Raw genomic sequence first — 23,935 nt, 5'->3', positions numbered from 1 at the left:
CGATAAACCCTATGCAGTCGGGGTTTATCGGGTTTTTCAATCCCGGGCGTTCAAGCCCGGGACCGGCTCAGCTTATTGGCAAGCTTCGCAATCCGGCTCGTCGATCGCGCAGGCTTTTGGCACTGGCGCTGGACCGGCGGGTGCCGCGAGAACCGAATCATCACCGTGGTTGCCGCCGCTGGAAACAGCGTTCAGCTTGCCGGTGTTGATGGTCGACTTCTCGGTGCTGGTGGCGGCCAGGGCACGGAGGTAGTAAGTGGTTTTCAGGCCACGGTACCAAGCCATGCGGTAGGTCACGTCCAGCTTCTTGCCCGATGCGCCGGCGATGTACAGGTTCAGCGACTGAGCCTGGTCGATCCACTTCTGACGACGGCTGGCGGCGTCGACGATCCACTTGGTGTCCACTTCGAAGGCAGTCGCGTAGAGCTCTTTGAGTTCTTGCGGGATGCGCTCGATCTGCTGCACCGAACCGTCGTAGTACTTCAGGTCGTTGATCATGACCGAGTCCCACAGGCCGCGGGCTTTCAGGTCGCGAACCAGGTACGGGTTGATCACGGTGAATTCGCCCGACAGGTTCGATTTCACATACAGGTTCTGGTAGGTCGGTTCGATCGACTGCGACACGCCAGTGATGTTGGCGATGGTGGCGGTCGGTGCGATGGCCATGATGTTGGAGTTACGAATGCCTTTCTGCACACGGGCACGTACCGGTGCCCAGTCCAGGGATTCGTTCAGGTCAACGTCGATGTACTTCTGGCCACGCTGCTCGATCAGGATCTGTTGCGAGTCCAGCGGCAGGATGCCTTTGGACCACAGCGAACCCTGGAACGTCTCGTAGGCGCCGCGCTCGTCGGCCAGGTCGCAGGAAGCCTGGATCGCGTAGTAGCTGACCGCTTCCATGGACTTGTCGGCGAACTCGACCGCAGCGTCCGAACCGTAAGGAATGTGCTGCAGGTACAGCGCATCCTGGAAGCCCATGATGCCCAGGCCAACCGGACGGTGCTTGAAGTTGGAGTTCTGCGCCTGTGGTACCGAGTAGTAGTTGATGTCGATAACGTTATCGAGCATGCGAACGGCGGTGTTCACGGTGCGTTCCAGCTTGGCGGTGTCCAGCTTGCCGTTGACGATGTGGTTCGGCAGGTTGATCGAGCCCAGGTTGCAAACGGCGATCTCGTCCTTGTTGGTGTTCAAGGTGATCTCGGTGCACAGGTTCGAGCTATGGACCACGCCCACGTGCTGCTGCGGGCTGCGCAGGTTGCACGGGTCTTTGAAGGTCAGCCATGGGTGGCCGGTTTCAAACAGCATGGACAGCATTTTGCGCCACAGGTCTTTGGCCTGGATGGTCTTGAACAGCTTGATCTTGCCCGGGTACTGGGACAGGGCTTCGTAGTACTCGTAACGCTCTTCGAAGGCCTTGCCGGTCAGGTCGTGCAGGTCTGGCACTTCGGATGGCGAGAACAGGGTCCACGGGCCGTCATCGAAGACACGCTTCATGAACAGGTCAGGGATCCAGTTGGCGGTGTTCATGTCGTGGGTACGACGACGATCATCACCGGTGTTCTTGCGCAGTTCGATGAACTCTTCGATGTCCATGTGCCAGGTTTCCAGGTAGGCACACACCGCGCCTTTGCGCTTGCCACCCTGGTTCACGGCTACAGCGGTGTCGTTCACTACTTTCAGGAACGGTACAACGCCTTGGGACTTGCCGTTGGTACCCTTGATGTACGAACCCAGTGCACGCACCGGCGTCCAGTCGTTACCCAGGCCGCCAGCGAATTTGGACAACATGGCGTTGTCGTGGATCGCGTGGTAGATGCCCGACAGGTCATCCGGCACGGTGGTCAGGTAGCAGCTGGACAGCTGTGGACGCAGGGTGCCGGCGTTGAACAGGGTTGGGGTCGACGACATGTAGTCGAAGGACGACAACAGGTTGTAGAACTCGATGGCGCGGTCTTCTTTGTGCTTCTCTTCGATCGCCAGGCCCATGGCCACGCGCATGAAGAACACCTGCGGCAGTTCGAAGCGGATCCCGTCCTTGTGGATGAAGTAACGGTCGTACAGGGTCTGCAGGCCCAGGTAGGTGAACTGCTGGTCGCGCTCGTGGTTGATTGCCTTGCCGAGTTTTTCCAGGTCAAAGGTGGCCAGGATCGGGTTCAGCAATTCGAATTCGATACCCTTGGCGATGTAGGCAGGCAGGGCCTTGGCGTACAGGTCGACCATCTCGTGGTGCGTGGCGCTGTCGGCGACGCCGAGGAAGCCCAGGCCTTCGGCACGCAGGGTGTCCATCAGCAGGCGCGCGGTCACGAACGAGTAGTTCGGCTCACGTTCAACCAGGGTACGGGCGGTCATGACCAGGGCGGTATTGACGTCGGTCAGGGCCACGCCGTCGTACAGGTTCTTCAGGGTTTCGCGCTGGATCAGGTCACCATCGACTTCTTCCAGGCCTTCGCAGGCCTCGGTGATGATGGTGTTCAGGCGGCCCAGGTCCAGCGGAGCAAACGTACCGTCGGCCAGGGTGATGCGGATTGACGGGTGAGCTTGTACGGCAGCTTCTTCGGCCGGGGAGCGTACGGCACGTTCCTTGGCGCGGGAGTCACGGTAGATCACGTAGTCGCGGGCAACTTTCTGCTCGCCGGCACGCATCAGGGCCAGTTCGACCTGGTCCTGGATTTCTTCGATGTGGATGGTGCCGCCCGATGGCATGCGACGCTTGAACGTTGCGCTGACCTGTTCGGTCAGGCGCGCAACGGTGTCGTGGATGCGCGACGAGGCAGCAGCGGTGCCGCCTTCAACTGCAAGAAACGCTTTGGTGATCGCGACGGTGATTTTGTCATCGGTGTAAGGAACGACAGTGCCGTTACGCTTGATCACACGCAGTTGGCCGGGTGCGGTGGCGGACAGATCCAGGTTCGAATCAGCGGCCTGCGGCACGGAGCCCTGCGGGTTCTCGCGAGTTGTGTCGGTTTGCATGGGGGGTTGTCTCCACATTCTATATTTATTTGGGCACCATCACGGTGCCCACCGTTCCGTCCTGAAGCACTTACAACAGGCCAAGGGCCTGGCATAACAACTTCGGGACAGGAGGAAGGGAGCTGTTCGCGCCGCTTCCATGCCGAAGTCTTCGGTACAAGCTTGGGGCTCTTTACCGTATTCCTGGTGGGTGACTGCTTCGTACTGCAACACCCGTACCGTTTTTGCCTGATCGGGGCTAAAAACGGCTGCCATCCGCGTGCGCGGTTTGGTCTTCTGAAAAAGGCTTAAGTTCAACCAAACAGGAGCAAGAAAGAGCTTGAGTTTCTTGTCTGATTTGTGTTTGGTCTTTTCGCTCAAAACCCTACATGTAGGGTTTTTTTGGCGACGACCTACAAGATAATGCGTTTTCGGGGGTATGGCAACGCACTACCTGTGGATAACGCTGTGGGTAAAATGTGTATGAAACGTGGAACAGGCGTGTAGGCCGCAGTACTGCTGCATCGCGCCGTTTGTCACCGAATATTCCGAGATAAAAACATCCGGTTGGATTTTTGCGGGCGCGAACCCTATCACAAAAAAACACCATCTCCGAACGCATTTGCGCGCTTGTACTAGAGGGCTGGCTCATGGCTACAATCGCCCCTTGTTTCACGCGATATCTTGTTCGCTCCACATGACAACTGTAGGAGCGGGCTTGCCCGCGAAGGACGTCAACGATAACGCTGGAAACCGGAATAAACGCGGCACCCTTGAGTTTTTCGCGGGCAAGCCCGCTCCTACAATAATGAGAACCGAGGTAACGCATGGAGCATGAAGCCTGGCAGGTATTGATTGTCGAGGACGACGAGCGACTGGCCGAGTTGACCCGTGACTATTTGGAGAGCAACGGCCTGCGCGTCTCGGTGGAGGGCAACGGCGCCCTGGCGGCGGCGCGGATCATCGCCGAACAGCCGGACCTGGTGATCCTCGACCTGATGTTGCCCGGCGAAGACGGCCTGAGCATCTGCCGCAAGGTGCGCGAGGACTACGACGGAGTGATCCTGATGCTGACCGCGCGCACCGACGACATGGACCAGGTGCTGGGCCTGGACATGGGCGCCGACGACTACGTGTGCAAACCCGTACGCCCACGCTTGCTGCTGGCGCGCATTCAAGCGCTGCTGCGGCGCAGTGAAAGCGTCGAACCGGCCATCCCCGAAAAACAGCGTCGCCTGCAATTCGGCCCGCTGGTGGTGGACAACGCCCTGCGTGAAGCCTGGCTGCACGACGGCGGCATCGAGCTGACCAGCGCCGAATTCGACCTGTTATGGCTGCTGGTGGCGAATGCCGGGCGAATTCTGTCCCGGGAAGAAATCTTCACCGCCTTGCGCGGTATTGGCTACGACGGCCAGGACCGCTCCATCGACGTACGCATCTCGCGGATTCGCCCGAAAATCGGCGACGACCCGATCCACCCACGGCTGATCAAGACCATTCGCAGCAAAGGCTACCTGTTCGTCCCCGAAGCTGCCGCTGACCTTACGCCGTGAACTCGATCTTCCTGCGTATCTACGGCGGCATGTGCGCGGCGCTGATTCTGGTGGCGTTGCTCGGTGTGCTGGCCCTGCACCTGCTCAATGAAGTACGCAGCGGCCAATACCGCGAGCGCCTGGCCCATGGCACCTTCGCGTTGATGGGCGACAACCTGCAACCCATGAGCGCCATCGAGCGCCGTCGTGCCCTGGCGGTGTGGGAACGCTTGCTGGGCATCCCGCTGGAATTGCAGACCGTGGCCGAGGCGAATCTGGACCTGAGCCAGCGCACCCGTCTGCAGCGCGGCCAGGTATTGGTAGAGCAAACCGGCCCCCACGCGGCCAGGGTGCTGCGATTAGTCAGCGACCAGGAGCAACTGTTGCTCACCGGTGAAGTGCAGCAAATCAGCGAGCAACTGGCCCGCGCGACCATTTACCTGCTGGCCGATGAACTGGTGCGTTTCCCGGTGGCCGAGCAACCGCAAAAACTCGCCGACCTGAAAGAGGCCAAGGGCTTTGGATTCGAGATGCACCTGGTGATGCTCGACCAGGCTGACATGGACGAAGACCAGCGCCGCCGTGTGTCCGAGGGCGACACAGTGATGGCCCTGGGCAAGGGCGGTGATTCGATCCGGGTGTTTGCCGGCATGGTCGGCACGCCGTGGGTCCTGGAAATCGGTCCGCTGTACCAGATGAACCCGTACCCGCCGCAGTGGTTGATCCTGATCGCGTTGATCAGCCTGACCCTGATCGGCTTGATCGTCTATTTATTGGTGCGCCAACTGGAGCGGCGCTTGAGTGGCCTGGAAGCTGCCGCCACGCGCATCGCCAAGGGCAGTCTGGAAGTGCGAGTGCCGGCCCGTGGCGCCGATTCGGTAGGGCGCCTGGCGGCAGCGTTTAATGGCATGGCCGAACACCTGCAACGGCTGCTGGCGATCCAGCGCGAACTGGTGCGCGCGGTGTCCCACGAGCTGCGCACCCCGGTGGCACGCCTGCGGTTCGGCCTGGAGATGATTGGTGATGCGGCCACGCCTGAAGCGCGGCGCAAGTACATGGAGGGCATGGACAGCGACATCCAGGACCTTGATGGCCTGGTGGACGAAATGCTGACTTATGCGCGACTGGAGCAGGGTTCGCCGGCGCTGAATTTTCAGCGGGTCGACCTTAGCGCGTTGCTCGATCAGGTGATTGATGAGCTGTCGCCGCTACGCCCGGAAATCAACGTCGCGCGGGGCATCTGTCTGTCTTCTGCCCATTGGGATGATGCGTGGGTCGAGGCCGAGCCGCGTTACCTGCATCGAGCCCTGCAAAACCTGGTGAGCAATGCCATGCGCCACGCCCAGGGGCAGGTGCTGATCAGCTATCAGGTGGGCCAGGTGCGGTGTCGCATCGATGTGGAAGACGACGGCCCGGGCGTGCCGGAAAGTGCCTGGGAGCGGATCTTCACTCCGTTCCTGCGCCTGGATGACAGCCGTACTCGCGCGTCGGGCGGGCACGGGTTGGGGTTATCGATTGTGCGGCGGATCATCCATTGGCACGGCGGCCGGGCGTTGATCAGCAAGAGCAACAACCTGGGCGGCGCGTGCTTCAGCCTGAGTTGGCCACGGGACCAAGAGAAACCCCACCCGTAGCAGCTGTCGAGCCCTGGCGAGGCTGCGTTGGCCCCAACTCGGTTTTGCGCCTGGCTCTACATCGGCGGCGCTCCCGACGCAGCCTCGCTAAGGCTCGACAGCTGCTACGGCCACCAGGCTCAACAACTGCCCCTCATTCACCACAAACTGCGCCTCCAGCTCTTTGCCATGGCACCACTCTGCCGACAGGTCCGTCAGCAACCGCAGCCGTGCATGGCCGGTATCCGACCATTCCAGCAACTCGGCATGTTCAAAATAGAAGCGCTTCTGCACGATCGGGTAGAGCGCCTTGAACAGGCTCTCTTTCGCCGAAAACGTCAGTGTCACCAACTGCGCGATCTGCTCCCGCGGCCCGGCAGCCATGCGTTGCAATTCATCCGGTGTCAGGATTTCCCCCGCCAGGCGTTCCGCGCGCTCCAGTGTCAGCAGGTTCTCCAGGTCCATCCCCAGCCCGCGCCACTGTGTCTTGTGGGCGACGATGACCGCCGCATGGCCGGTGCTGTGAGTGATCGAACCGCTGATATGCGCGGGCCAGACCGGCGCGCGGTCCTTGCCAATTGCCGGCACGCAATCCAGTCCATCCAGCTGTTGCAAGGCCGCGCGGGCACACAGGCGACCGGCCAGAAACTCCGCCTGGCGCTTGGCCACCGAACGCTGGATGCTCGCGGGTGGCGGCACGGCGCTGCGCTGGAAGTCGCCGATGGCCAGCAGGGCCGGGTCAAAACGGGTGCTCAGCAAAACCGTGCCGGGCAAGGCAACGGGCAACGGCCAATGGGCATCAAGTGGGGTGCAGCAGGCGGGTAGGGAATTCATGCCGGGTATTTTGCCGAGTTGAAGGGCCGCTGGATAGCCTGCGGCCGGGGATACGTAAATAACTCTTTACACAGTAGCCGGCCTCGGTTCAGCCCAGGTTCAGAGAGTGTTCAGGGGGAGTTCAGGGGCGTCTGCGTAGTCTGGCCCCGTACTCAAAGCCAAAGCGTGTGAGGTAGATCATGACTGCGATCAAGAAGCTGATGTTGGCGTTAACCATGCTCAGCGCCACCGCTGGCGTCCAGGCCTCTGATGCGAGCTTCACGGGTTTCTCCAAAGAGAAGAGCAAAAAGCCCTACAGCCTTCTTCAGCGGGTGAGCTTCGAGGATGCCGGTGAACAAGCCGCGCCCTGGGGCCAGTCCCTGGGCCAGCACACCCCGCAGTCGGACTATCGCGTAGGCAATGAAAACCTGTCAGGTCACTTCAACGGCAGTAAACTGCGCCAGCAAGACCTGCAGGGCCGCTATGATATACCCCAGTTGGAAAGTTGATTTGCCTTGGAGAGCTTTATGAAATTGCTGGTTGTCGAAGATGAGGCGTTGCTGCGTCATCACCTGTTGACCCGCCTGACCGACAGCGGTCACGTGGTCGAGGCCGTCGCCAACGCCGAAGAGGCGCTGTACCAGACCGGGCAATTCAACCACGACCTGGCGATCATCGACCTGGGCCTGCCTGGCATGGGCGGCCTGGACCTGATCCGCCAACTGCGCGCCCAGGCCAAGACATTCCCGATCCTGATCCTGACCGCCCGCGGCAACTGGCAGGACAAGGTCGAAGGCCTGGCCGCCGGTGCCGACGACTACGTGGTCAAGCCGTTCCAGTTCGAAGAGCTGGAAGCGCGGATGAACGCATTGCTGCGCCGCTCCAGCGGTTTCACCCAGTCGACCATCGTCGCCGGGCCCTTGCTGCTGGACCTCAATCGCAAGCAGGCGTCCCTCGACGAACAGCCGCTGGCGCTGACCGCCTACGAATACCGCATCCTCGAATACCTCATGCGTCACCACCAGCAAGTGGTTGCCAAGGACCGCCTGATGGAACAGCTCTACCCCGATGACGACGAGCGCGATCCGAACGTCATCGAAGTGCTGGTAGGCCGCCTGCGCCGCAAGCTGGAAGGCCCGGCGGGGTTCAAGCCGATCGACACCGTGCGCGGTCTGGGCTACCTGTTTAATGAGCGCTGCCGTTGATTCGCTCGTTACGTGTGCGTTTGATGCTCGCGGCCACCACCCTGGCCGTGCTGTTTATGCTGGCCTTGTTGCCAGCCATGCAGGGCGCCTTCAGCCTGGCCCTGCAGGATTCCATCGAGCAGCGGCTGGCGTCGGATGTCACCACGCTGATTTCGGCTGCCCGGGTTGAAAACAATCGCCTGCTGATGCCCGCGCAGTTGCCGGATGAGCGCTTCAACCTCACCGACAGCCGCCTGTTGGGCTACATCTATGACCGCGAAGGCCATCTGGTCTGGCGGTCGCGCGCCACCCAGGAAGAGAACATCAACTACAAGCCGCGCTATGACGGGCGCGGCAACGAGTTTGCGCGGATTCGCGAAGCCAACGGCCAGGAATTTTTTGTCTATGACGTCGAGGTCAAGCTGCTGGGCGGCAAGAGCGCGGCGTTCAGTATTGTCGCCCTGCAACCGGTGCGCGAATACCAACTGACCCTCGAAGGCCTGCGGGAAAACCTCTACCTGGGCTTCGGCGCCGCCTTGCTGGTGCTGCTGACCCTGTTGTGGCTGGGCCTGACCTGGGGCCTGCAAGCGTTGCGCCGGCTGAGCCAGGAACTGGATGAAATCGAAGGCGGCACCCGGGAAAGTCTCAGTGAACAACACCCCCGCGAATTGTTGCGCCTGACCGGCTCCCTGAACCGGTTGCTCCACAGCGAGCGCGAGCAACGCACCCGTTACCGTGATTCCCTGGATGACCTGGCCCACAGCCTGAAAACCCCGTTGGCAGTGCTGCAAGGCGTGAGCGAAGACATGGCCCAGCGCCCCGAAGATCGCGACCAGGCCCGGGTGCTGCAATCGCAGATCGAGCGCATGAGCCAGCAAATCAGCTACCAATTGCAGCGCGCCAGCCTGCGTAAAAGCGGCCTGGTGCGTCACCAGGTGCGCCTGGAGCCGGTACTGCAAAGCCTGTGCGACACGCTGGACAAGGTCTATCGCGATAAAGGCGTGAAGGTCGCCTTCGATTTGCCGGAAGAATGCGACGTGCCGATCGAGAAGGGCGCCTTGCTGGAACTGCTCGGCAACCTGCTGGAAAACGCCTATCGCCTGTGCCTGAGCGAAGTGCGCATCACCTTGCAGGAAAGCCTGGAAGGCACCGAGCTGTGCATCGAAGACGACGGCCCCGGCGTGCCACCGGACCAGCGTGCGCGGATCCTGCAAAGGGGGGAGCGGCTGGACCGCCAGCATCCGGGACAGGGCATCGGCCTGGCGGTGGTCAAGGACATCATCGAAAGCTACAGCGCACGGTTGACCCTTGGAGATTCACCGTTGGGTGGCGCGGCGTTCAAGATCCACTTCCCTGGCGTCTAACTCCGCTATCTCCTCGTAGCAGCTGTCGAGCTTTAGCGAGGCTGCGTAGGGCCCCACTTGGCCTTGCGCCTGGCTCGATATTGGAGGCGCCCCCAACGCAGCCTCGCCAAGGCTCGACAGCTGCTACGGTTAGGTTTCTTGTGCTCTATAGGCCCCCGGGGTCAGCCCGGTCCACTTCTTGAACGCCCGATGAAACGCCGACGGTTCGGAAAACCCCAACTGCTCGGCGATCTCCTGCAACGACAAATCCGCCCGGCCCAAATGATAAATCGCAATGTCCCGGCGTAATTCATCCTTGAGCGCCTGAAAGCTGGTGCCTTCCTCCCGCAAATGCCGACGCAGGGTCTGCGGGCTGATATGCAGGTGCTGGGCGACGGCTTCGAGGTCGGGCCACGGCGTGCGGTCGCGGCTCAATAAGCGGCGCAACTGGCTGCTCAAACTGTCGCCTTCATCCGGTCGCGACAGCAGGTCGGCTGGTGAGCGTTCGAGGAAGTGCTTGAGGGTGCGCTCGTCCTGCATCAGCGGCAGGCTCAGGTAGCGGCTGGGAAACACCAGGCTGCTGGTGGGCGCGGCGAACACTTGCGGGCAGGGGAACAGCAAGTCGTACTCACCGGCATGGGGCGGCATCGGGTAACTGAAGGTGGCCTGGTCCAGGCGGATGCGTTGGCCGATCAGCCAACTGCCGAGGCGATGCCAGATCACCAGCAGGCATTCGCTGAGGAAGTGGTCCGGGTCCCACAGCTGCGAATCGTCCAGGCTCAAGCGGGCCATCTCCCCTTCGCGTGTCAGGCGCCAGCGCGGACCCTGTGGGAATAGGCTATAAAATAATAAGCCGCGTTCCAGGGCTTTCTCGAGGGTGCGGCAGTGAATCAGCGCGTGGCACATCATGGCGAAGGTGCCGCGTTTGCTCGGGCCTTCGGCGAAACCCAGGTATTCGTCATCCAGCGCCAGCCACAGCATCTGTAGCAGCCGGGTAAATTGCTCCGGGGCGATGCGGGCTCGGGGTTCGCTCAGCAGCTCCGGGGTAATGCCCACTTGCTGCAGCAGGCCCGAGTAGTCGTAGCCGGCCCGGCGTGCACCGCCGAGGGCGGCCCGAGCGTAGTGACTGGCGATGGTACGTTCACGCATGAGGGGCCTCGTCCATTGAGTGGCGGATGTTAGCCATCCTGTGGGAGGGCAACAAGGCGGATATCCGCCAAATTGTAGGACGAGATCAGGAGGTGAGGCGGAAATCCGCCACCTTGTGTAGGCGGTGTCTGAAGCCGAAAGCCACCCAAGAGCTGGTATCTAAAGGCCTTCAGCGGTTTTCAGTAAAAGTGGCACGACGCTTGCGATTAGAGAGCGCAGGGAGACCGGCCTTGAGCAGGCTCTCAAACAACAAATCCCTCCAGTGCAGGAGGGTTCGCAATTCAAGTGTCGTGGGCAATGGCGGATATTTGCCACACGGGACGATTGAGGAACTTTGCAATGACGACTCGTCAGCCACTGTACAAATCCCTGTATTTCCAGGTGATCGTTGCAATCGTTATCGGTATTTTGCTCGGCCACTTCTACCCGCAGACCGGCGTGGCCCTCAAGCCACTGGGTGACGGCTTTATCAAGCTGATCAAAATGGTCATCGCCCCGATCATCTTCTGTACCGTTGTCAGCGGCATCGCTGGCATGCAAAGCATGAAATCGGTCGGCAAAACCGGTGGCTACGCGCTGCTGTACTTCGAAGTCGTCTCCACCATCGCCCTGCTGATCGGCCTGGTCGTGGTCAACGTTGTGCAACCGGGCGCCGGCATGCACATCGACGTGGCTACCCTGGACGCCTCTAAAGTCGCGGCCTACGTGACTGCCGGTGCAGACCAGAGCATCGTTGGCTTCCTGCTGAACGTGATCCCGAACACCATCGTTGGCGCGTTCGCTACCGGTGACATCCTGCAAGTGCTGATGTTCTCGGTGATCTTCGGTTTCGCCCTGCATCGCCTGGGTGCCTACGGCAAGCCGGTGCTGGACTTCATCGATCGCTTCGCCCACGTGATGTTCAACATCATCAACATGATCATGAAGCTCGCGCCACTCGGTGCCCTGGGCGCCATGGCGTTCACCATCGGTGCCTACGGTGTAGGTTCGCTGGTGCAGCTCGGCCAGTTGATGATCTGCTTCTACATCACCTGCATCCTGTTCGTGTTGATCGTGCTGGGTGGCATCTGCCGCGCTCACGGCTTCAGCGTCCTGAAACTGATCCGCTACATCCGTGAAGAACTGCTGATCGTACTGGGTACTTCCTCGTCCGAATCCGCACTGCCACGCATGCTGATCAAGATGGAACGCCTGGGCGCCAAGAAGTCGGTCGTTGGCCTGGTTATCCCGACTGGCTACTCGTTCAACCTGGACGGTACTTCGATCTACCTGACCATGGCTGCCGTGTTCATCGCCCAGGCGACTGACACCCACATGGACATCACCCACCAGATCACCCTGTTGCTGGTACTGCTGCTGTCTTCCAAGGGCGCTGCTGGCGTGACCGGTAGTGGCTTCATCGTACTGGCCGCTACCCTGTCGGCCGTTGGCCACCTGCCAGTTGCCGGCCTGGCGCTGATCCTGGGTATCGACCGCTTCATGTCCGAAGCCCGCGCACTGACCAACCTGGTAGGCAACGCTGTTGCTACCCTGGTTGTGGCCAAGTGGGTCAAGGAACTGGACGAAGACAAGCTGCAAGTCGAACTGGCTTCCGGTGGTCGCGGTATCTCCGAGACCCGTGAAGAAGACGACCTGGGCGTGGCCGAAGGCCCGGCTCCAACCGCCGTCAAGTAAGACTGTACCGTGTGTGAAAAACCCATCTTCGGATGGGTTTTTTTATGCCTGCGGGAAACATCAGTCACTCCGGATGATGGTTTATGTGATTGCTGCTGACCGCCAGGTTTGCCTACTCTGTGGCCAATCGAATCGGAATCGGAGTCCCCATGTCAGGTCCCTTGGCGTCCCTCAAAGTACTGGATTTCTCCACCTTGCTGCCGGGGCCGTTTGCCTCGCTGCTGCTGGCCGACATGGGCGCCGAGGTATTGCGCATCGAATCTCCCACGCGCATGGACTTGCTGCGCGTATTGCCGCCCCATGACCATGGCGTGTCGGCCAGCCATGCCTATCTTAACCGCAACAAACGCAGCCTGGCCCTGGACCTCAAGCAAGCCGAGGCGGTGGAGATCGTGCGGCAGTTGGTGGCGGATCATGACATCGTCCTCGAGCAGTTCCGCCCCGGGGTGATGGAGCGCCTGGGCCTGGGCTACGAGGCATTGAAGGCGATCAACCCGAAGCTGATCTACGTCTCCATCACCGGCTACGGCCAGACCGGCCCCTACAAGGACCGCGCCGGCCATGACATCAACTACCTGGCCCTGGCGGGTGTCGCCAGTTACACCGGGCGCCAGGACAGCGGGCCGTTGCCCCTGGGCGTGCAGTTGGCGGATGTGGGCGGCGGCTCGTTGCACGCAGTGATCGGCTTGCTGGCGGCGGTGATTGCCCGGCAGCAGAGCGGGGTAGGGCAATACCTCGACGTGAGCATGACCGACTGCGCCTTCAGCCTGAATGCCATGGCCGGCGCGGGTTACCTGGCGTGCGGCGTGGAGCCGGCGTGGGAGAACCAGGTGCTCAATGGTGGCAGCTTCTATGACTATTACCGCTCGCGGGAAGGGCGGTGGTTGTCGGTGGGCAGCCTGGAGCCGGCCTTTATGCAGCAGTTGTGTACGGCCCTTGGGTGCCCCGAATTGGCGGCGCAAGGCTTGTCGCCCAGACCCGAGCAGCAGAAAGCCCTCAAGCTGGCGTTGCAGGTCGAGTTCGAGAAACGCAGCTTTGATGAGCTGTGTGAGTTGTTTGCCGGGATTGATGCGTGTGTCGAGCCGGTGCTGAACCTGAGCGAGGCGGTTGAACACCCGCAGTTGAAAGCCCGGGAACTGGTCAGCCAGGTGCCGCGTGGCGATGGTTCCAGCCAGGCGCAAATCGCGTGTCCGCTGAAGTTTTCCGAGGGTTTGCCGGCGGCCAGGCATATAGGCGCGGCGGTGGGCGCTCACACGGATGAGGTGTTGGTGGAGTTGGGATTCAGTGCTCAGCAAATAGATGATTTGCGGCGTACCAAGGTGATTCAGTAGCGCCTGGGCCGGCCCCTTCGCGAGCAAGCCCGCTCCCACATTCGACCGAGTTCCATCGGTGGAATGCGATCAAATGTGGGAGCGGGCTTGCTCGCGAAGAGGGCCTTACAAGCACCACAAACCTCACTCGACGCGGGTTTCCCCGGTAAACACCAACGTCTGCCGACACCTGCGGCACAAATACCGCCGCCCCTGGCTCACCAGCCCATGACGCTGTGGCGAAAACGGAAAGTCACTGTCGGCACACGGGCAGCGGTAGATATACCGCGTCACGCGCCGCCGCTGGATTTCATAGGTGTGGCAGCGATCCGGCGGCAGTTCGTAAACCCCACGCATGATCAACTGCCATTCCTCGCCATGGGGCTGGATGCGCTCGCCGAACAATTGGTGGGCAATCAGGTGCGCCACTTCATGGGCAACCGTCTGTTTAAGGAAGTGTTGGCTGTTTTCACGGTACAACTGCGGGTTGAAGCGCAGCAGGTTCTCGTGCAAATGCGCGACACCGGCCTTCTGGCCCCGCAGCTTGAGGCTGACCTGGGGGCGTTTGAAGCTTCGTTTGAAAAAGGATTCGGCTTGCAGGAAACAATCTTCGACGCGGGTATTGAGTTGCTCGGGCATGCTGTACATATCTCCAGAGACGTCCAGTATGCCGCAAACAACGGTGTATCCGAATCTGTCAGGCGCCGAATGGTCATGCATAACGCACAAAGCCACCTTGCGATGGCTTTTCCTGCGGGTAAACCGCGTCAGTTGGTGTAGATCGGGCCTACGCCCAGCCCCCAGACGATCACGGTAAAGGCCATGATCGCCACCAGCACCACCAGGCCCACGGCCAGCACCGAGCTGGAGAACAGGAATCCCTCGTCCGGGTGGATGTTCATGAAAGTCGGCAATCCTACGTACAGCAGGTACACCGTGTAGCAAATGGCGGCCGTGCCGACGACCATCCCCAGCCACATGTGCGGGTACAGCGCCGCCAGCCCGCCGACAAACAGCGGTGTTGCGGTATAGGTGGCAAACGCTACGCAGCGGGCCATGCTTGGATTGGCGTCATAGGTGCGCGCCATCCAGTGAATGAACGCCCCCATCACCGCCACGCCGCCGAGCATCGCCGCGTAGGACATGATGGTCATCCATAACGCGCTCTCCACCGTCAGCATCACCGGTGCGCGGCTGCCGATGACCCAACCGACCTGAGTGGTACCGATAAAGGCTGATACAGCGGGGATCGCCGCGAGAATCAGCGTGTGGGTGAGGTACATGTGGCTGATGCTTTCTTCTTTATCGCCACGAATTTCCCGCCATTCCTGATCGGGGTGGGTGAAAAGTCCCACGACGTGATGGATCATGCCAGTCACTCCTGTCGTTATTACCATCGCCCCCCAGCGGAGCGCCCACGGGCCAATTGGCCTGAAAGGTCTGGATATATGTGCGACCTTATGTCGCAGTATAGGAAGTGATGACCGGAAAAACTGTAGGGCTTTAGAGCAAATTGCGCTGTAAACACTAGGCTTAATCGCGGCGCGGTCTGTTGATTGGAATGCGGTCAAATGTGGCAGCGGGCTTGCTCGCGAATGCGGTGGGTCAGCTAAACACCTGGCGACTGACACTCCGCATTCGCGAGCAAGCCCGCTCCCACATTGGAACTCGGTCGTCCATCCCGGTAAAATACCTGGCTTTTCGTCACACACCTTTCGCGGATTCAAGCGCCATGGGCACTCTTACGGTCAACCAGAACAAACTGCAAAAACGCCTGCGTCGCCAAGCCGGTGAGGCAGTCGCCGATTTCAACATGATCGAAGAGGGCGACAAGGTCATGGTCTGCCTGTCTGGCGGCAAAGACAGCTACACCATGCTCGACGTGCTGATGCACCTGCAAAAGGTCGCGCCGATCAAGTTCGAGATCGTCGCCGTGAACATGGACCAGAAGCAGCCGGGCTTTCCCGAGCATGTGCTGCCGGCCTACCTCAAGGAACTGGGGGTCGAGTACCACATCGTCGAGAAAGACACTTACTCGGTGGTCAAGGAACTGGTCCCGGAAGGCAAGACCACCTGCTCGCTGTGCTCGCGCCTGCGCCGTGGCACGCTCTACACCTTTGCCGACGAAATCGGCGCGACCAAGATGGCCCTGGGTCACCACCGTGACGACATCGTCGAAACTTTCTTCCTCAATATGTTCTTCAACGGCAGCCTCAAGGCCATGCCGCCCAAGCTGCGGGCCGACGACGGGCGCAACGTGGTGATTCGCCCACTGGCGTACTGCCATGAGAAGGACATCCAGGCGTACTCCGACCTCAAGCAGTTTCCGATCATCCCGTGCAACCTCTGCGGCTCCCAGGAAAACCTGCAGCGCCAGGTGGTCAAGGACATGCTCCAGGACTGGGACCGCAAGACCCCGGGCCGCGTCGACAGCATCTTCCGCAGCTTGCAGAACGTGCAGCCGTCGCAGTTGGCCGACCGTAACCTATTCGACTTCACCAACCTGCGTATCGACGAAAGTGCGGCGTCGCGCTTCGTCAATGTAGTGAACCTCTGAGCCGTTTCACCGCTCTGACAGACGGCGCTCCTGGGCGCCGTTTTCATTTCAATCCTTAGGAGAGGGCATGCGCGATTACAAGTGGCTGCACGAATATTGTCTGAACCGGTTTGGTTCGGCGGCCGAGCTGGAAGCCCACCTGCCTGTGCCCCTGACCCCGGCGAAACTGCGCAAGATCAGCGATGACCGCTACCTGTCGACCCTATCGCTGCGGGTGTTTCGCGCCGGGCTCAAACACAGCGTGGTGGACGCCAAGTGGCCGGCGTTCGAGCAAGTGTTCTTTGGTTTTGACCCGGAAAAAGTCGTGCTGATGGGCGCCGAGCACCTGGAGCGATTGATGCAGGACACACGCATCATCCGCCACTTGGGCAAGCTCAAGAGCGTGCCGCGCAATGCGCAGATGATTCTGGATATCGAGAAAGAAAAGGGCAGCTTCGGTGCGTTGATTGCCGACTGGCCGGTGACCGATATCGTCGGCCTGTGGAAGTACCTGAGCAAGCACGGCCACCAGTTGGGCGGGCTGTCAGCGCCGCGTTTTTTGCGGATGGTGGGCAAGGACACGTTCGTGCCGAGCTATGACGTAGTGGCCGCGCTGAATGCGCAGAAGATTGTCGACAAGGTACCCACCAGCCTGCGGGACCTGGCCACGGTGCAAGGCGCGTTCAACCAGTGGCATGCCGAGAGCGGGCGGCCGATGTGCCAGTTGTCGATGATGCTGGCTTACACCGTCAATCATTGATACCGACAAATAACCCTGTGGCGAGGGAGCTTTTGTGGCAAGGGGGCTTGCTGTGGCGAGGGAGCTTGCTCACGCTGGAGTGCGTAGCGCTCCCAAGATTTTGGGGCCGCTACGCAGCCCAGCGGGAGCAAGCTCCCTCGCCACAACAAGCTCCCCAGCCACATTGATTGCGGCTTTGCCTGAAAAGTGTTTTCAAGCAGGCAAACCTTCCCCCGCCAACCGCCGATTCAATTGGTGCCGGTAACGCACATACATCAGTGCCGTGCAGAACACCGCCAGGCTCGCCAGCATTTCCAGCACACCAAACCACTGCCGGTTCGGGTCATACGCCGCCAGCGCACCCTTGATGAAGTACAAGTTCACCACAAAGCACATCCACGAATGCCCGCGTGCGCTGCCCAGGATCATCCCCGGCGCCAGCAACAGCAACGGCACCAGCTCGATCAGCAGAATCACCCACGGCCGTGCGCCGTGCAGGTCGGCGAACACCAGGTAGTAGGCACACAGCAGCCCCACCAATCCCAAAAACGCCAGCAGGCTCAACACCCGCGTCGCCTTGACCCGTGGCTCCAGCCACGCCTGGGGTGGCAGTACCTTAGGCTTCCTGGCCACGGCCGTTCTCCAGTAGCGCGGCCGTCTTCGCCAGGCGCAGGCCGAGGGCGCGGCACAGGGCGATCTCGTGTTGATCCAGTGCGCGCTTGCCGTCGGCACCGGAATGGTGGCTGGCGCCATAAGGCGTGCCGCCGCCCTTGGTATCAAGCAGTGCCTGTTCGCTGTAGGGCAGGCCGGTGATCAGCATGCCGTGGTGCAACAGCGGCAGCAGCATCGACATCAATGTGGTCTCCTGGCCGCCGTGCAGGCTGGCGGTGGAGGTGAACACGCCCGCCGGCTTGCCGACCAGGGCGCCGGTCAGCCACAGGTTGCTGGTGCCGTCGAGAAAGTACTTGAGCGGCGCGGCCATGTTGCCGAAACGGGTCGGGCTGCCCAGCGCCAGGCCACAGCAGTGCTTCAGGTCGTCGAGGCTGCAGTACAGCGGGCCGTCCACCGGAATGTCCGGCGCCACGGCTTCGCATTCGCTGGAGATGGCCGGCACGGTGCGCAAGCGCGCCTCAAGCCCGGCTTGCTCGACGCCCCGGGCAATTTGCCGGGCCATTTCGCTGACCGAGCCGTTGCGGCTGTAATACAACACCAGCACATACGGCGCACTCACGAAACCAGCTCCAGGATGTTCTCTGGCGGGCGGCCAATCACGGCCTTGTCGGCGGTTTCGAGGATTGGGCGTTCCATCAGTTTCGGATGAGCGGCGATGGCGGCAATCAGTTGCGCTTCGCTGAGGCTGGTGTCAGCCAGGTTGAGGGTTTTGTATTCGTCTTCGCCGGTACGCAGCAATTGCCGCGCGCTGATGTTCAGCTTGCCCAGCAAGGCCTGCAACTGCGCGGCGTCGAGCGGGGTCTCCAGGTAGCGCACCACGTTCGGTGTCAGGCCACGGGCTTCCAGCAGTTCGAGCGCACCGCGGGATTTCGAGCAGCGCGGGTTGTGATAAAGCGTCAGATCGGTCATGTGCGGGTCGCATCTTGCGTAAGGTGGCGGGTATTCTACCCGCGCTGTGCCACGTCCTTAAACCATGAGAGGCGATAGGCCGCAGCCAACGTTCATTTTTACGAAGGATTACCCCATGACGAGGCGACTGTTAGGCGCATTGGCAATCATCGGCACACTGCTGCTCAGTGGCTGTGGCAATGATTATGGCGTTGACCAATATGGTCAGAAAGTGGCCGCCGAACGCCTGGACAAGCAATGGCTGGTGGTTAACTACTGGGCCGAATGGTGTGGCCCGTGCCGTACCGAAATCCCTGAACTCAACGCTTTGGCCGAACAGCTTAAGGGCCAGTCAGTGGGTGTGTTCGGCGTGAACTTCGACAACGCCCAGGGTGAAGAACTCAAAAGCGCCAGCGACAAGCTGGGCATCAAGTTCACCGTACTGGCGCAGAACCCGGACGGGATCTTCGACATTCCCCGCAGTGAAGCCTTGCCGGTGACCTACATCATCGATGACAAGGGCAAGGTGCGCGAACAACTGATGGGTGAGCAGACGGCGGAAGGGGTGTTGGCCAAGCTCAAAGCGTTGCGCGGATAAAAAATGTGGGAGCGGGCTTGCTCGCGAATGCGGTGTGACAGTCACCAGATACATCGACTGATCCACCGCTTTCGCGAGCAAGCCCGCTCCCACATTTAGATCTGCTGCGCCTTACAGATCAGCCTTCTTCCAGCCACAACCGCAACGGCTTGCCATCCGCCGGCCAGAAACGGGTTTGCTCGATCGGCGAGATGTCCCAGCGCTGTACGCCTTGCAGGGCCTGGAAGAAGCGGTGCTCCTGCTCCATCAGCGCTTCGGCGCAGAGTTTGCGGGTGCTGCCGACCTTGCCGAAGCTCAGCTTGTCGCCGTCCAGGGTGTAGGGCGCGAACCAATGGTTGCAGCCACCATTGCCGTAGGCCCGGCCATCGGCGCCGAGGGTCACGGTCAGGTGCGCGTAATCCATCAGCGGCCGCTCACCGATCCATTCCACCACGTAGCTGTGATCCTGCTTGAGCTTGGCCTCGTCGCTGGCGCAGCCCGCAAGGCCTGCACCCAGCACGGCCAGCATCAGCGGGGCTTTCATTGCGCGGCCTGCTGGCATTTCGGGCAGCGGTGCTTGTCACCCAGGGTGGCCCAGCCCAACTCGGTGACCCGCGCGGTAGCGGCCGGTTGCAGCGGTTCCTTGGTCAGCTTGGTTTCCACCGCGAATTCAAATTCCAGCACGTTGTCGCAGCTGTCGCAGTTGACCTTCCAGGTGTGAATCTCCAACTCGCCGAACTTCGGCCCCTGGGCCATGGCGACCCACTGGCCCGCTGGGCGGATGGAGTAGCGCGCATCGCCTTCGACGGTCAGGCGCATCGACAGGGTTTTGCTGCCGCGCAGGGTGACGATCAGAACGTCACCGTTCTTGATCGAGCCACCGTTGCCGGTGACTTGATAACGGCCCGGCACCAGGGCGCGGCATTCGATCAGAGTGTGTTGCGGGCTCAGCAAGCTGAAGCGGAAATCGTGTTCGGCCATGGATCCTCCAAATAGGCGCGGCATCCTATCACGGGCCGCCACCCATCATGGCGCGGCTATGTGACCGCTGATCATCCTTCGACGAGGTTTTGCGACTGCCCGCCGGCCCACGCAGCGATGTTGGCCAGGGTCGTGCCGGCAATCGCTCCCAGGGCCTCGCGGGTCAGGAAGGCCTGGTGGGCGGTGATGATCACGTTAGGGAAGGTCAGCAGGCGCGCCAGTACGTCGTCTTGCAGGGGCAAGTCCGAGCGGTCTTCGAAAAACAGCTGGGCCTCTTCTTCATACACATCCAGCCCCAGATAGCCGAGCTGGCCGTCCTTGAGCGCGTCGATCAGCGCCGGGGTGTCCACCAGACCGCCGCGCCCGGTATTGATCAGCATCGCGCCGGGCTGCATATGGGCCAGGCTTTGGGCGTTGATCAGGTGTTTGCTGTCCGCTGTCAGTGGGCAATGCAGGCTGATGATCTGCGACTCGCCCAGCAACTCATGCAGGTTCACGTAGCGCGCACCGAGGGCCTCGACCTGCGGGTTGGGGTAAGGATCGTAAGCCAGCAACTGGCAGCCGAACCCGGCCATGATCTTGGCGAACGTGGCGCCGATCTGCCCGGTGCCGACCACGCCGACGGTCTTGCCCACCAGGTCGAAACCGGTCAGGCCATGCAGGCTGAAGTCGCCGTCGCGGGTACGGTTGTAGGCGCGGTGCAGGCGACGATTGAGGGCCAGGATCAGCGCGACCGCATGTTCGGCCACCGCATGGGGCGAATAGGCCGGCACCCGCACGATGGTCAGGCCCAGGCGTTTGGCGGCGGGCAGGTCGACATGGTTGTAACCGGCCGAGCGCAGGGCGATCAGGCGAGTGCCGCCGCTGGCCAACTGCTCCAGCACCGGGGCGCTGAGGTCGTCATTGATAAAGGCGCAGACCACTTCGTGGTGTTCGGCCAGGGCCACGGTGTCGAGGTTCAGCCGGGCCGGCTGGAATTGCAGCTGCATGCCCTCGGGCAACGGTTGGGCGAGAAAGCTCTCGCGGTCGTAGGTCTGGCTGCTGAAGAGGATGATGCGCATCAAATATTCCTTCTTGATGATGGAAAGCTGCTTTTGTGGTGAGGAGGCTTGTCTGTGGCGAGGGAGCTTGCTCCCGCTGGGCTGCGCAGCGGCCCCAAAATCCTGGGAGCGCTTCGCACTCCAGCGGGAGCAAGCTCCCTCGCCACATTGCCCCGAAAGTTTACGCGCTGACCCGCGCCTCGCTGGCCAGCCGGGCAATCGCCATGTCCAGTTCATCCAGGGCCGGCATGGCCTTGGCGTCGTCCTGTTTGAGCAGGGTTTCGGCCCGTTGGCAGGCCGCGCGCAGTTGCGGCACGCCGCAATACCGGGTGGCGCCGTGCAAGCGGTGCACCCGCTCGATCAGGGCGTTGCGGTCGTTGGCGTCCCGGGCGACGCGAATCGCTTCGCGGTCGGCTTCAAGGGAAGCCAGCAGCATCGCCAGCATGTCCGCCGCCAGATCCGCCTTGCCGGCCGCCAGGCGCAAACCTTCTTCGTGGTCCAGCACCGGCAATTGCGCGGCGTGCCCGAAACTCTCGGTGCCGCGGTCCGGGCCTTGGTTGCGCAGGGCCAGCCCGGTCCATTTCAACACCACCTGGGCCAGTTGCCGCTCGCTGATGGGTTTGGTCAGGTAGTCATCCATGCCGCTTTGCAGCAGGGCGCGTTTTTCGTTGGCCATCGCATGGGCCGTCAGCGCGACGATGGGCAGCGGCGTGCCATGACGTTCGCTTTCCCACGTGCGGATCGCCTCGGTGCTCTGGCGGCCGTCCATCCCGGGCATCTGCACGTCCATCAGCACCAGGTCGAAGGCTTCCTGCTTCACCGCTTCGATGGCCGAGTAACCGCTTTCCACCGCCTGGACCTTGGCGCCCATGTCTTCCAGAAGGGTTTGCACCAGCAGCAGGTTGGCCGGATTGTCGTCGACACACAGCACCCGCGGCGCGCGGCTGGACAATGGCTCGCCGGGTTCGCTGCGCAACGGGCGCGGGCTGATCAGGTCGGCGAGGGCACGGCGCAGTTTGCGGGTGCAGGCGGGTTTGGCCTGCAACTGGCTGTTGGGGTTGGGCACCGACTGGTTGAACAGCAGCTGTTCGGTGGTCGGGCACAGCACCAATACCTTGCAGCCCAAGTGCTCAAGGTCCCACAGGTGTTGGTTCAAACGCTCCGGCGGGATGTCGTTGGCAGTGATGCCCAGCACCGCCAGGTCAATGGCCTGTTCGGTCTGGTGGGCGCTGGTGATGCCGTTGGTCAGGCTTTCCAGGCTGTTGAACGGCGTGACTTCCAGGCCGCAGTCTTCCAACTGATGTTGCAGGGCCTGGCGCGCCAGCTCGTGGTTTTCCAGCACGGCCACGCGCCGGCCCAGCAGCGGCGCGGAGGGCAGGTCTTCGATATCGTCACGGGTTTTTGGCAGGTTCAGGCTGATCCAGAATTCCGAGCCTTCTCCCGGCGTGCTGTCGACGCCAATCTCACCGCCCATCTGTTCGATCAGGCGCTTGGAAATCACTAGCCCCAGGCCGGTGCCACCAGGTTGGCGTGACAACGAATTGTCCGCCTGGCTGAATGCCTGGAACAGCGCCCGCACATCCTGGTTCGACAGGCCGATGCCGGTGTCCTGCACGCTGATGCGCAGTTGCACGCTGTCTTCCTGTTCGTCTTCAATCATGGCGCGGGCAACGATAGTGCCTTCGCGGGTGAACTTGATCGCGTTGCTCACCAGATTCGTGAGGATCTGCTTGAGCCGCAGCGGGTCACCCACCAGGGACAGCGGTGTATCGCGGTAGACCAGGCTCACCAGCTCGAGCTGTTTGGCGTGGGCGGCCGGGGCAAGGATGGTCAGGGTGTCTTGCAGCAAGTCCCGCAGGTTGAACGGGATGCTGTCGAGTACCAGCTTGCCGGCCTCGATTTTCGAGAAGTCGAGGATTTCGTTGATGATGCCCAGCAGGTTGTCGGCGGACTTTTCAATGGTGCCCAGGTAATCCAGTTGGCGAGGCGACAGCTCGCTTTTCTGCAACAAGTGGGTGAAGCCAAGGATGCCATTCAGCGGCGTGCGGATCTCATGGCTCATGTTGGCCAAAAACTCCGATTTGATGCGGCTGGCTTCCAGGGCCTCCTTGCGGGCCAGGTCCAACTCGATGTTCTGGATCTCGATGGTTTCCAGGTTTTGCCGCACGTCTTCGGTGGCCTGGTCGATGCTGTGTTGCAATTCTTCCTGGGCGTTTTGCAGGGTCTCGGCCATGCGGTTGATGCCCGAGGCCAGGTGATCCAGTTCCTGGCTGCCCAGGGGTGGCAAGCGGGTTTCCAGATTGCCGTCCTTGAGCTGCGCGACGGCCTGTTTGATCAAACCGATCGGTGAGTTGATCGTACGGCTGATGCGCAAGGCGAGGGCAGCCGTGCAGATCAGGCCGATGGCGATCAGCAGCAGGCTGGCGAACAGGCTGCGGTAGCCGCGCAGCAGCATACCGTTGTGGGACAGCTCCAGCTCGACCCAACCCAGGAGGCGATCGGATTCGTCCGGGATCAGTTCGCCGGCGAGGTTGCGATGGCGGCCGAATACCGGCAGCAGATAGCGGGTTGCGTCATTGCCGGTGCGCTGCAACAGGTGCGAGCTGTTGCCAATCGGCGGCTGGTTGAGCATGGTCGGGCCGGCGTGGGCCAGGGGTGTGCGGTCAGGCCCCAGGAACGACACGGCGCGTACGTCGGTTTGCTCCAGGGACTGGGTGGCGATGCGTTCCAGCAGGTCGGTGTTTTTGGTGCCCAGGGCCGGGGCGACCAAAGGTGCCAGTTGCTCGGCGATCATCTCGCCCCGTTGCAGCAACTGCGACTGCAACTCCGAAAGCTGCATCCAGGTGAAATAGCCGCCCAGCAGCAACGCCATCAGGCTGGTAGGCAATAAGGTCAGCAACAGTACGCGGCCTTTTATTCCCATTCTCGTAAGCAC

The 23,935-nt window shown here is 61.5% G+C and carries 22 protein-coding genes; 10 read left to right on the top strand and 12 right to left on the bottom strand.

Annotation, left to right across the window (positions count from 1 at the left end):
* Positions 1-72: 72 nt before the first annotated feature.
* Positions 73-2,970, bottom strand: a complete 2,898-nt coding sequence (locus tag ACA046_RS24685) for a ribonucleoside-diphosphate reductase subunit alpha (RefSeq protein ID WP_459023081.1) — start codon at positions 2,968-2,970, stop codon at positions 73-75.
* Between the two features lie 806 nt (positions 2,971-3,776).
* Here ACA046_RS24685 and ACA046_RS24680 point away from each other — a divergent pair.
* Positions 3,777-4,502: a response regulator gene (locus ACA046_RS24680; protein ID WP_076015038.1), complete on the top strand. Its 726-nt coding sequence runs from the start codon at positions 3,777-3,779 to the stop codon at positions 4,500-4,502.
* Entirely contained in the window at positions 4,499-6,115 is a 1,617-nt protein-coding gene (locus ACA046_RS24675) for an ATP-binding protein (RefSeq protein ID WP_459023079.1), read from the top strand. The genes ACA046_RS24680 and ACA046_RS24675 overlap by 4 nt, the downstream gene beginning before the upstream one ends.
* A gap of 87 nt (positions 6,116-6,202) precedes the next feature.
* Here the strand turns inward: ACA046_RS24675 and ACA046_RS24670 are convergent, their stop codons facing one another.
* A complete protein-coding gene (locus ACA046_RS24670; RefSeq protein WP_497675160.1) occupies positions 6,203-6,928 on the bottom strand; it encodes a 4'-phosphopantetheinyl transferase family protein in 726 nt (241 codons plus the stop codon).
* Positions 6,929-7,107: 179 nt separating this feature from the next.
* Between ACA046_RS24670 and ACA046_RS24665 the strand changes: the two genes are divergently transcribed.
* The 3 genes from ACA046_RS24665 to ACA046_RS24655 are packed head-to-tail and all read left to right on the top strand — an operon-like array spanning position 7,108 to position 9,455.
* The gene (locus ACA046_RS24665; RefSeq protein WP_459023075.1) at positions 7,108-7,416 is read left to right on the top strand and encodes a hypothetical protein; all 309 of its coding nucleotides are present in this window, start codon (positions 7,108-7,110) and stop codon (positions 7,414-7,416) included.
* 18 nt (positions 7,417-7,434) lie between these two features.
* Positions 7,435-8,112: a response regulator transcription factor gene (locus ACA046_RS24660; protein WP_003214228.1), complete on the top strand. Its 678-nt coding sequence runs from the start codon at positions 7,435-7,437 to the stop codon at positions 8,110-8,112.
* Positions 8,109-9,455 carry an ATP-binding protein gene (locus ACA046_RS24655; protein ID WP_459023073.1) on the top strand — a complete coding sequence of 449 codons (1,347 nt, stop codon included), beginning with the start codon at positions 8,109-8,111 and terminating at the stop codon, positions 9,453-9,455. Before ACA046_RS24660 ends, ACA046_RS24655 begins: the two co-directional genes overlap by 4 nt.
* A 129-nt stretch (positions 9,456-9,584) precedes the next feature.
* Here ACA046_RS24655 and ACA046_RS24650 read toward each other — a convergent pair whose 3' ends face one another.
* Positions 9,585-10,583 carry an AraC family transcriptional regulator gene (locus tag ACA046_RS24650; RefSeq protein WP_497675159.1) on the bottom strand — a complete coding sequence of 333 codons (999 nt, stop codon included), beginning with the start codon at positions 10,581-10,583 and terminating at the stop codon, positions 9,585-9,587.
* A 339-nt stretch (positions 10,584-10,922) separates the two neighbouring features.
* Between ACA046_RS24650 and ACA046_RS24645 the strand changes: the two genes are divergently transcribed.
* Positions 10,923-12,257, top strand: coding sequence for a dicarboxylate/amino acid:cation symporter (locus tag ACA046_RS24645; RefSeq protein ID WP_459023069.1), 1,335 nt, complete (start codon positions 10,923-10,925; stop codon positions 12,255-12,257).
* A 149-nt stretch (positions 12,258-12,406) separates the two neighbouring features.
* Complete coding sequence (locus ACA046_RS24640) at positions 12,407-13,588, top strand: CaiB/BaiF CoA transferase family protein (protein ID WP_459023067.1); 1,182 nt, start codon at positions 12,407-12,409, stop codon at positions 13,586-13,588.
* A gap of 123 nt (positions 13,589-13,711) precedes the next feature.
* On the opposite strand, the gene ACA046_RS24635 is transcribed toward ACA046_RS24640, so the two are convergent.
* Positions 13,712-14,206 carry a SprT family zinc-dependent metalloprotease gene (locus ACA046_RS24635; protein WP_026077778.1) on the bottom strand — a complete coding sequence of 165 codons (495 nt, stop codon included), beginning with the start codon at positions 14,204-14,206 and terminating at the stop codon, positions 13,712-13,714.
* 128 nt (positions 14,207-14,334) lie between these two features.
* Positions 14,335-14,937 (bottom strand): Yip1 family protein, encoded by a 603-nt coding sequence (locus ACA046_RS24630; protein WP_258347235.1) that lies wholly within the window; start codon positions 14,935-14,937, stop codon positions 14,335-14,337.
* Between the two features lie 362 nt (positions 14,938-15,299).
* Here ACA046_RS24630 and ttcA point away from each other — a divergent pair, with 362 nt between their 5' ends.
* Together ttcA and ACA046_RS24620 are read left to right on the top strand one after the other, a co-directional pair.
* Positions 15,300-16,124 carry a tRNA 2-thiocytidine(32) synthetase TtcA gene (gene ttcA / locus ACA046_RS24625; protein ID WP_459023064.1) on the top strand — a complete coding sequence of 275 codons (825 nt, stop codon included), beginning with the start codon at positions 15,300-15,302 and terminating at the stop codon, positions 16,122-16,124.
* A 67-nt stretch (positions 16,125-16,191) separates the two neighbouring features.
* Positions 16,192-16,863: a DNA-3-methyladenine glycosylase I gene (locus tag ACA046_RS24620; RefSeq protein WP_063027900.1), complete on the top strand. Its 672-nt coding sequence runs from the start codon at positions 16,192-16,194 to the stop codon at positions 16,861-16,863.
* A gap of 192 nt (positions 16,864-17,055) precedes the next feature.
* On the opposite strand, the gene ACA046_RS24615 is transcribed toward ACA046_RS24620, so the two are convergent.
* The 3 genes from ACA046_RS24615 to arsC are packed head-to-tail and all read right to left on the bottom strand — an operon-like array spanning position 17,056 to position 18,423.
* Positions 17,056-17,475: a DUF2069 domain-containing protein gene (locus ACA046_RS24615; RefSeq protein WP_167663708.1), complete on the bottom strand. Its 420-nt coding sequence runs from the start codon at positions 17,473-17,475 to the stop codon at positions 17,056-17,058.
* A complete protein-coding gene (gene wrbA / locus ACA046_RS24610; RefSeq protein WP_167663707.1) occupies positions 17,459-18,073 on the bottom strand; it encodes an NAD(P)H:quinone oxidoreductase in 615 nt (204 codons plus the stop codon). The genes ACA046_RS24615 and wrbA overlap by 17 nt, the downstream gene beginning before the upstream one ends.
* Entirely contained in the window at positions 18,070-18,423 is a 354-nt protein-coding gene (arsC, locus tag ACA046_RS24605; RefSeq protein WP_445574197.1) for an arsenate reductase (glutaredoxin), read from the bottom strand. Before arsC ends, wrbA begins: the two co-directional genes overlap by 4 nt.
* A 115-nt stretch (positions 18,424-18,538) precedes the next feature.
* Between arsC and ACA046_RS24600 the strand changes: the two genes are divergently transcribed.
* The gene (locus ACA046_RS24600) at positions 18,539-19,000 is read left to right on the top strand and encodes a TlpA disulfide reductase family protein (protein WP_076015050.1); all 462 of its coding nucleotides are present in this window, start codon (positions 18,539-18,541) and stop codon (positions 18,998-19,000) included.
* Positions 19,001-19,118: 118 nt separating this feature from the next.
* Here the strand turns inward: ACA046_RS24600 and ACA046_RS24595 are convergent, their stop codons facing one another.
* The 4 genes from ACA046_RS24595 to ACA046_RS24580 form a co-directional block, all read right to left on the bottom strand.
* Positions 19,119-19,523 (bottom strand): META domain-containing protein, encoded by a 405-nt coding sequence (locus ACA046_RS24595; RefSeq protein WP_167663706.1) that lies wholly within the window; start codon positions 19,521-19,523, stop codon positions 19,119-19,121.
* Positions 19,520-19,960: a hypothetical protein gene (locus tag ACA046_RS24590; protein ID WP_004371378.1), complete on the bottom strand. Its 441-nt coding sequence runs from the start codon at positions 19,958-19,960 to the stop codon at positions 19,520-19,522. Before ACA046_RS24590 ends, ACA046_RS24595 begins: the two co-directional genes overlap by 4 nt.
* Positions 19,961-20,031: 71 nt before the next feature.
* The gene (locus ACA046_RS24585; RefSeq protein WP_497675158.1) at positions 20,032-21,021 is read right to left on the bottom strand and encodes a 2-hydroxyacid dehydrogenase; all 990 of its coding nucleotides are present in this window, start codon (positions 21,019-21,021) and stop codon (positions 20,032-20,034) included.
* A gap of 160 nt (positions 21,022-21,181) precedes the next feature.
* Complete coding sequence (locus ACA046_RS24580) at positions 21,182-23,935, bottom strand: response regulator (protein ID WP_076015054.1); 2,754 nt, start codon at positions 23,933-23,935, stop codon at positions 21,182-21,184.

It is taken from the genome of Pseudomonas sp. LBUM1641, from assembly GCF_059716235.1.
This window is presented reverse-complemented; position numbering and strand designations above follow the sequence as displayed.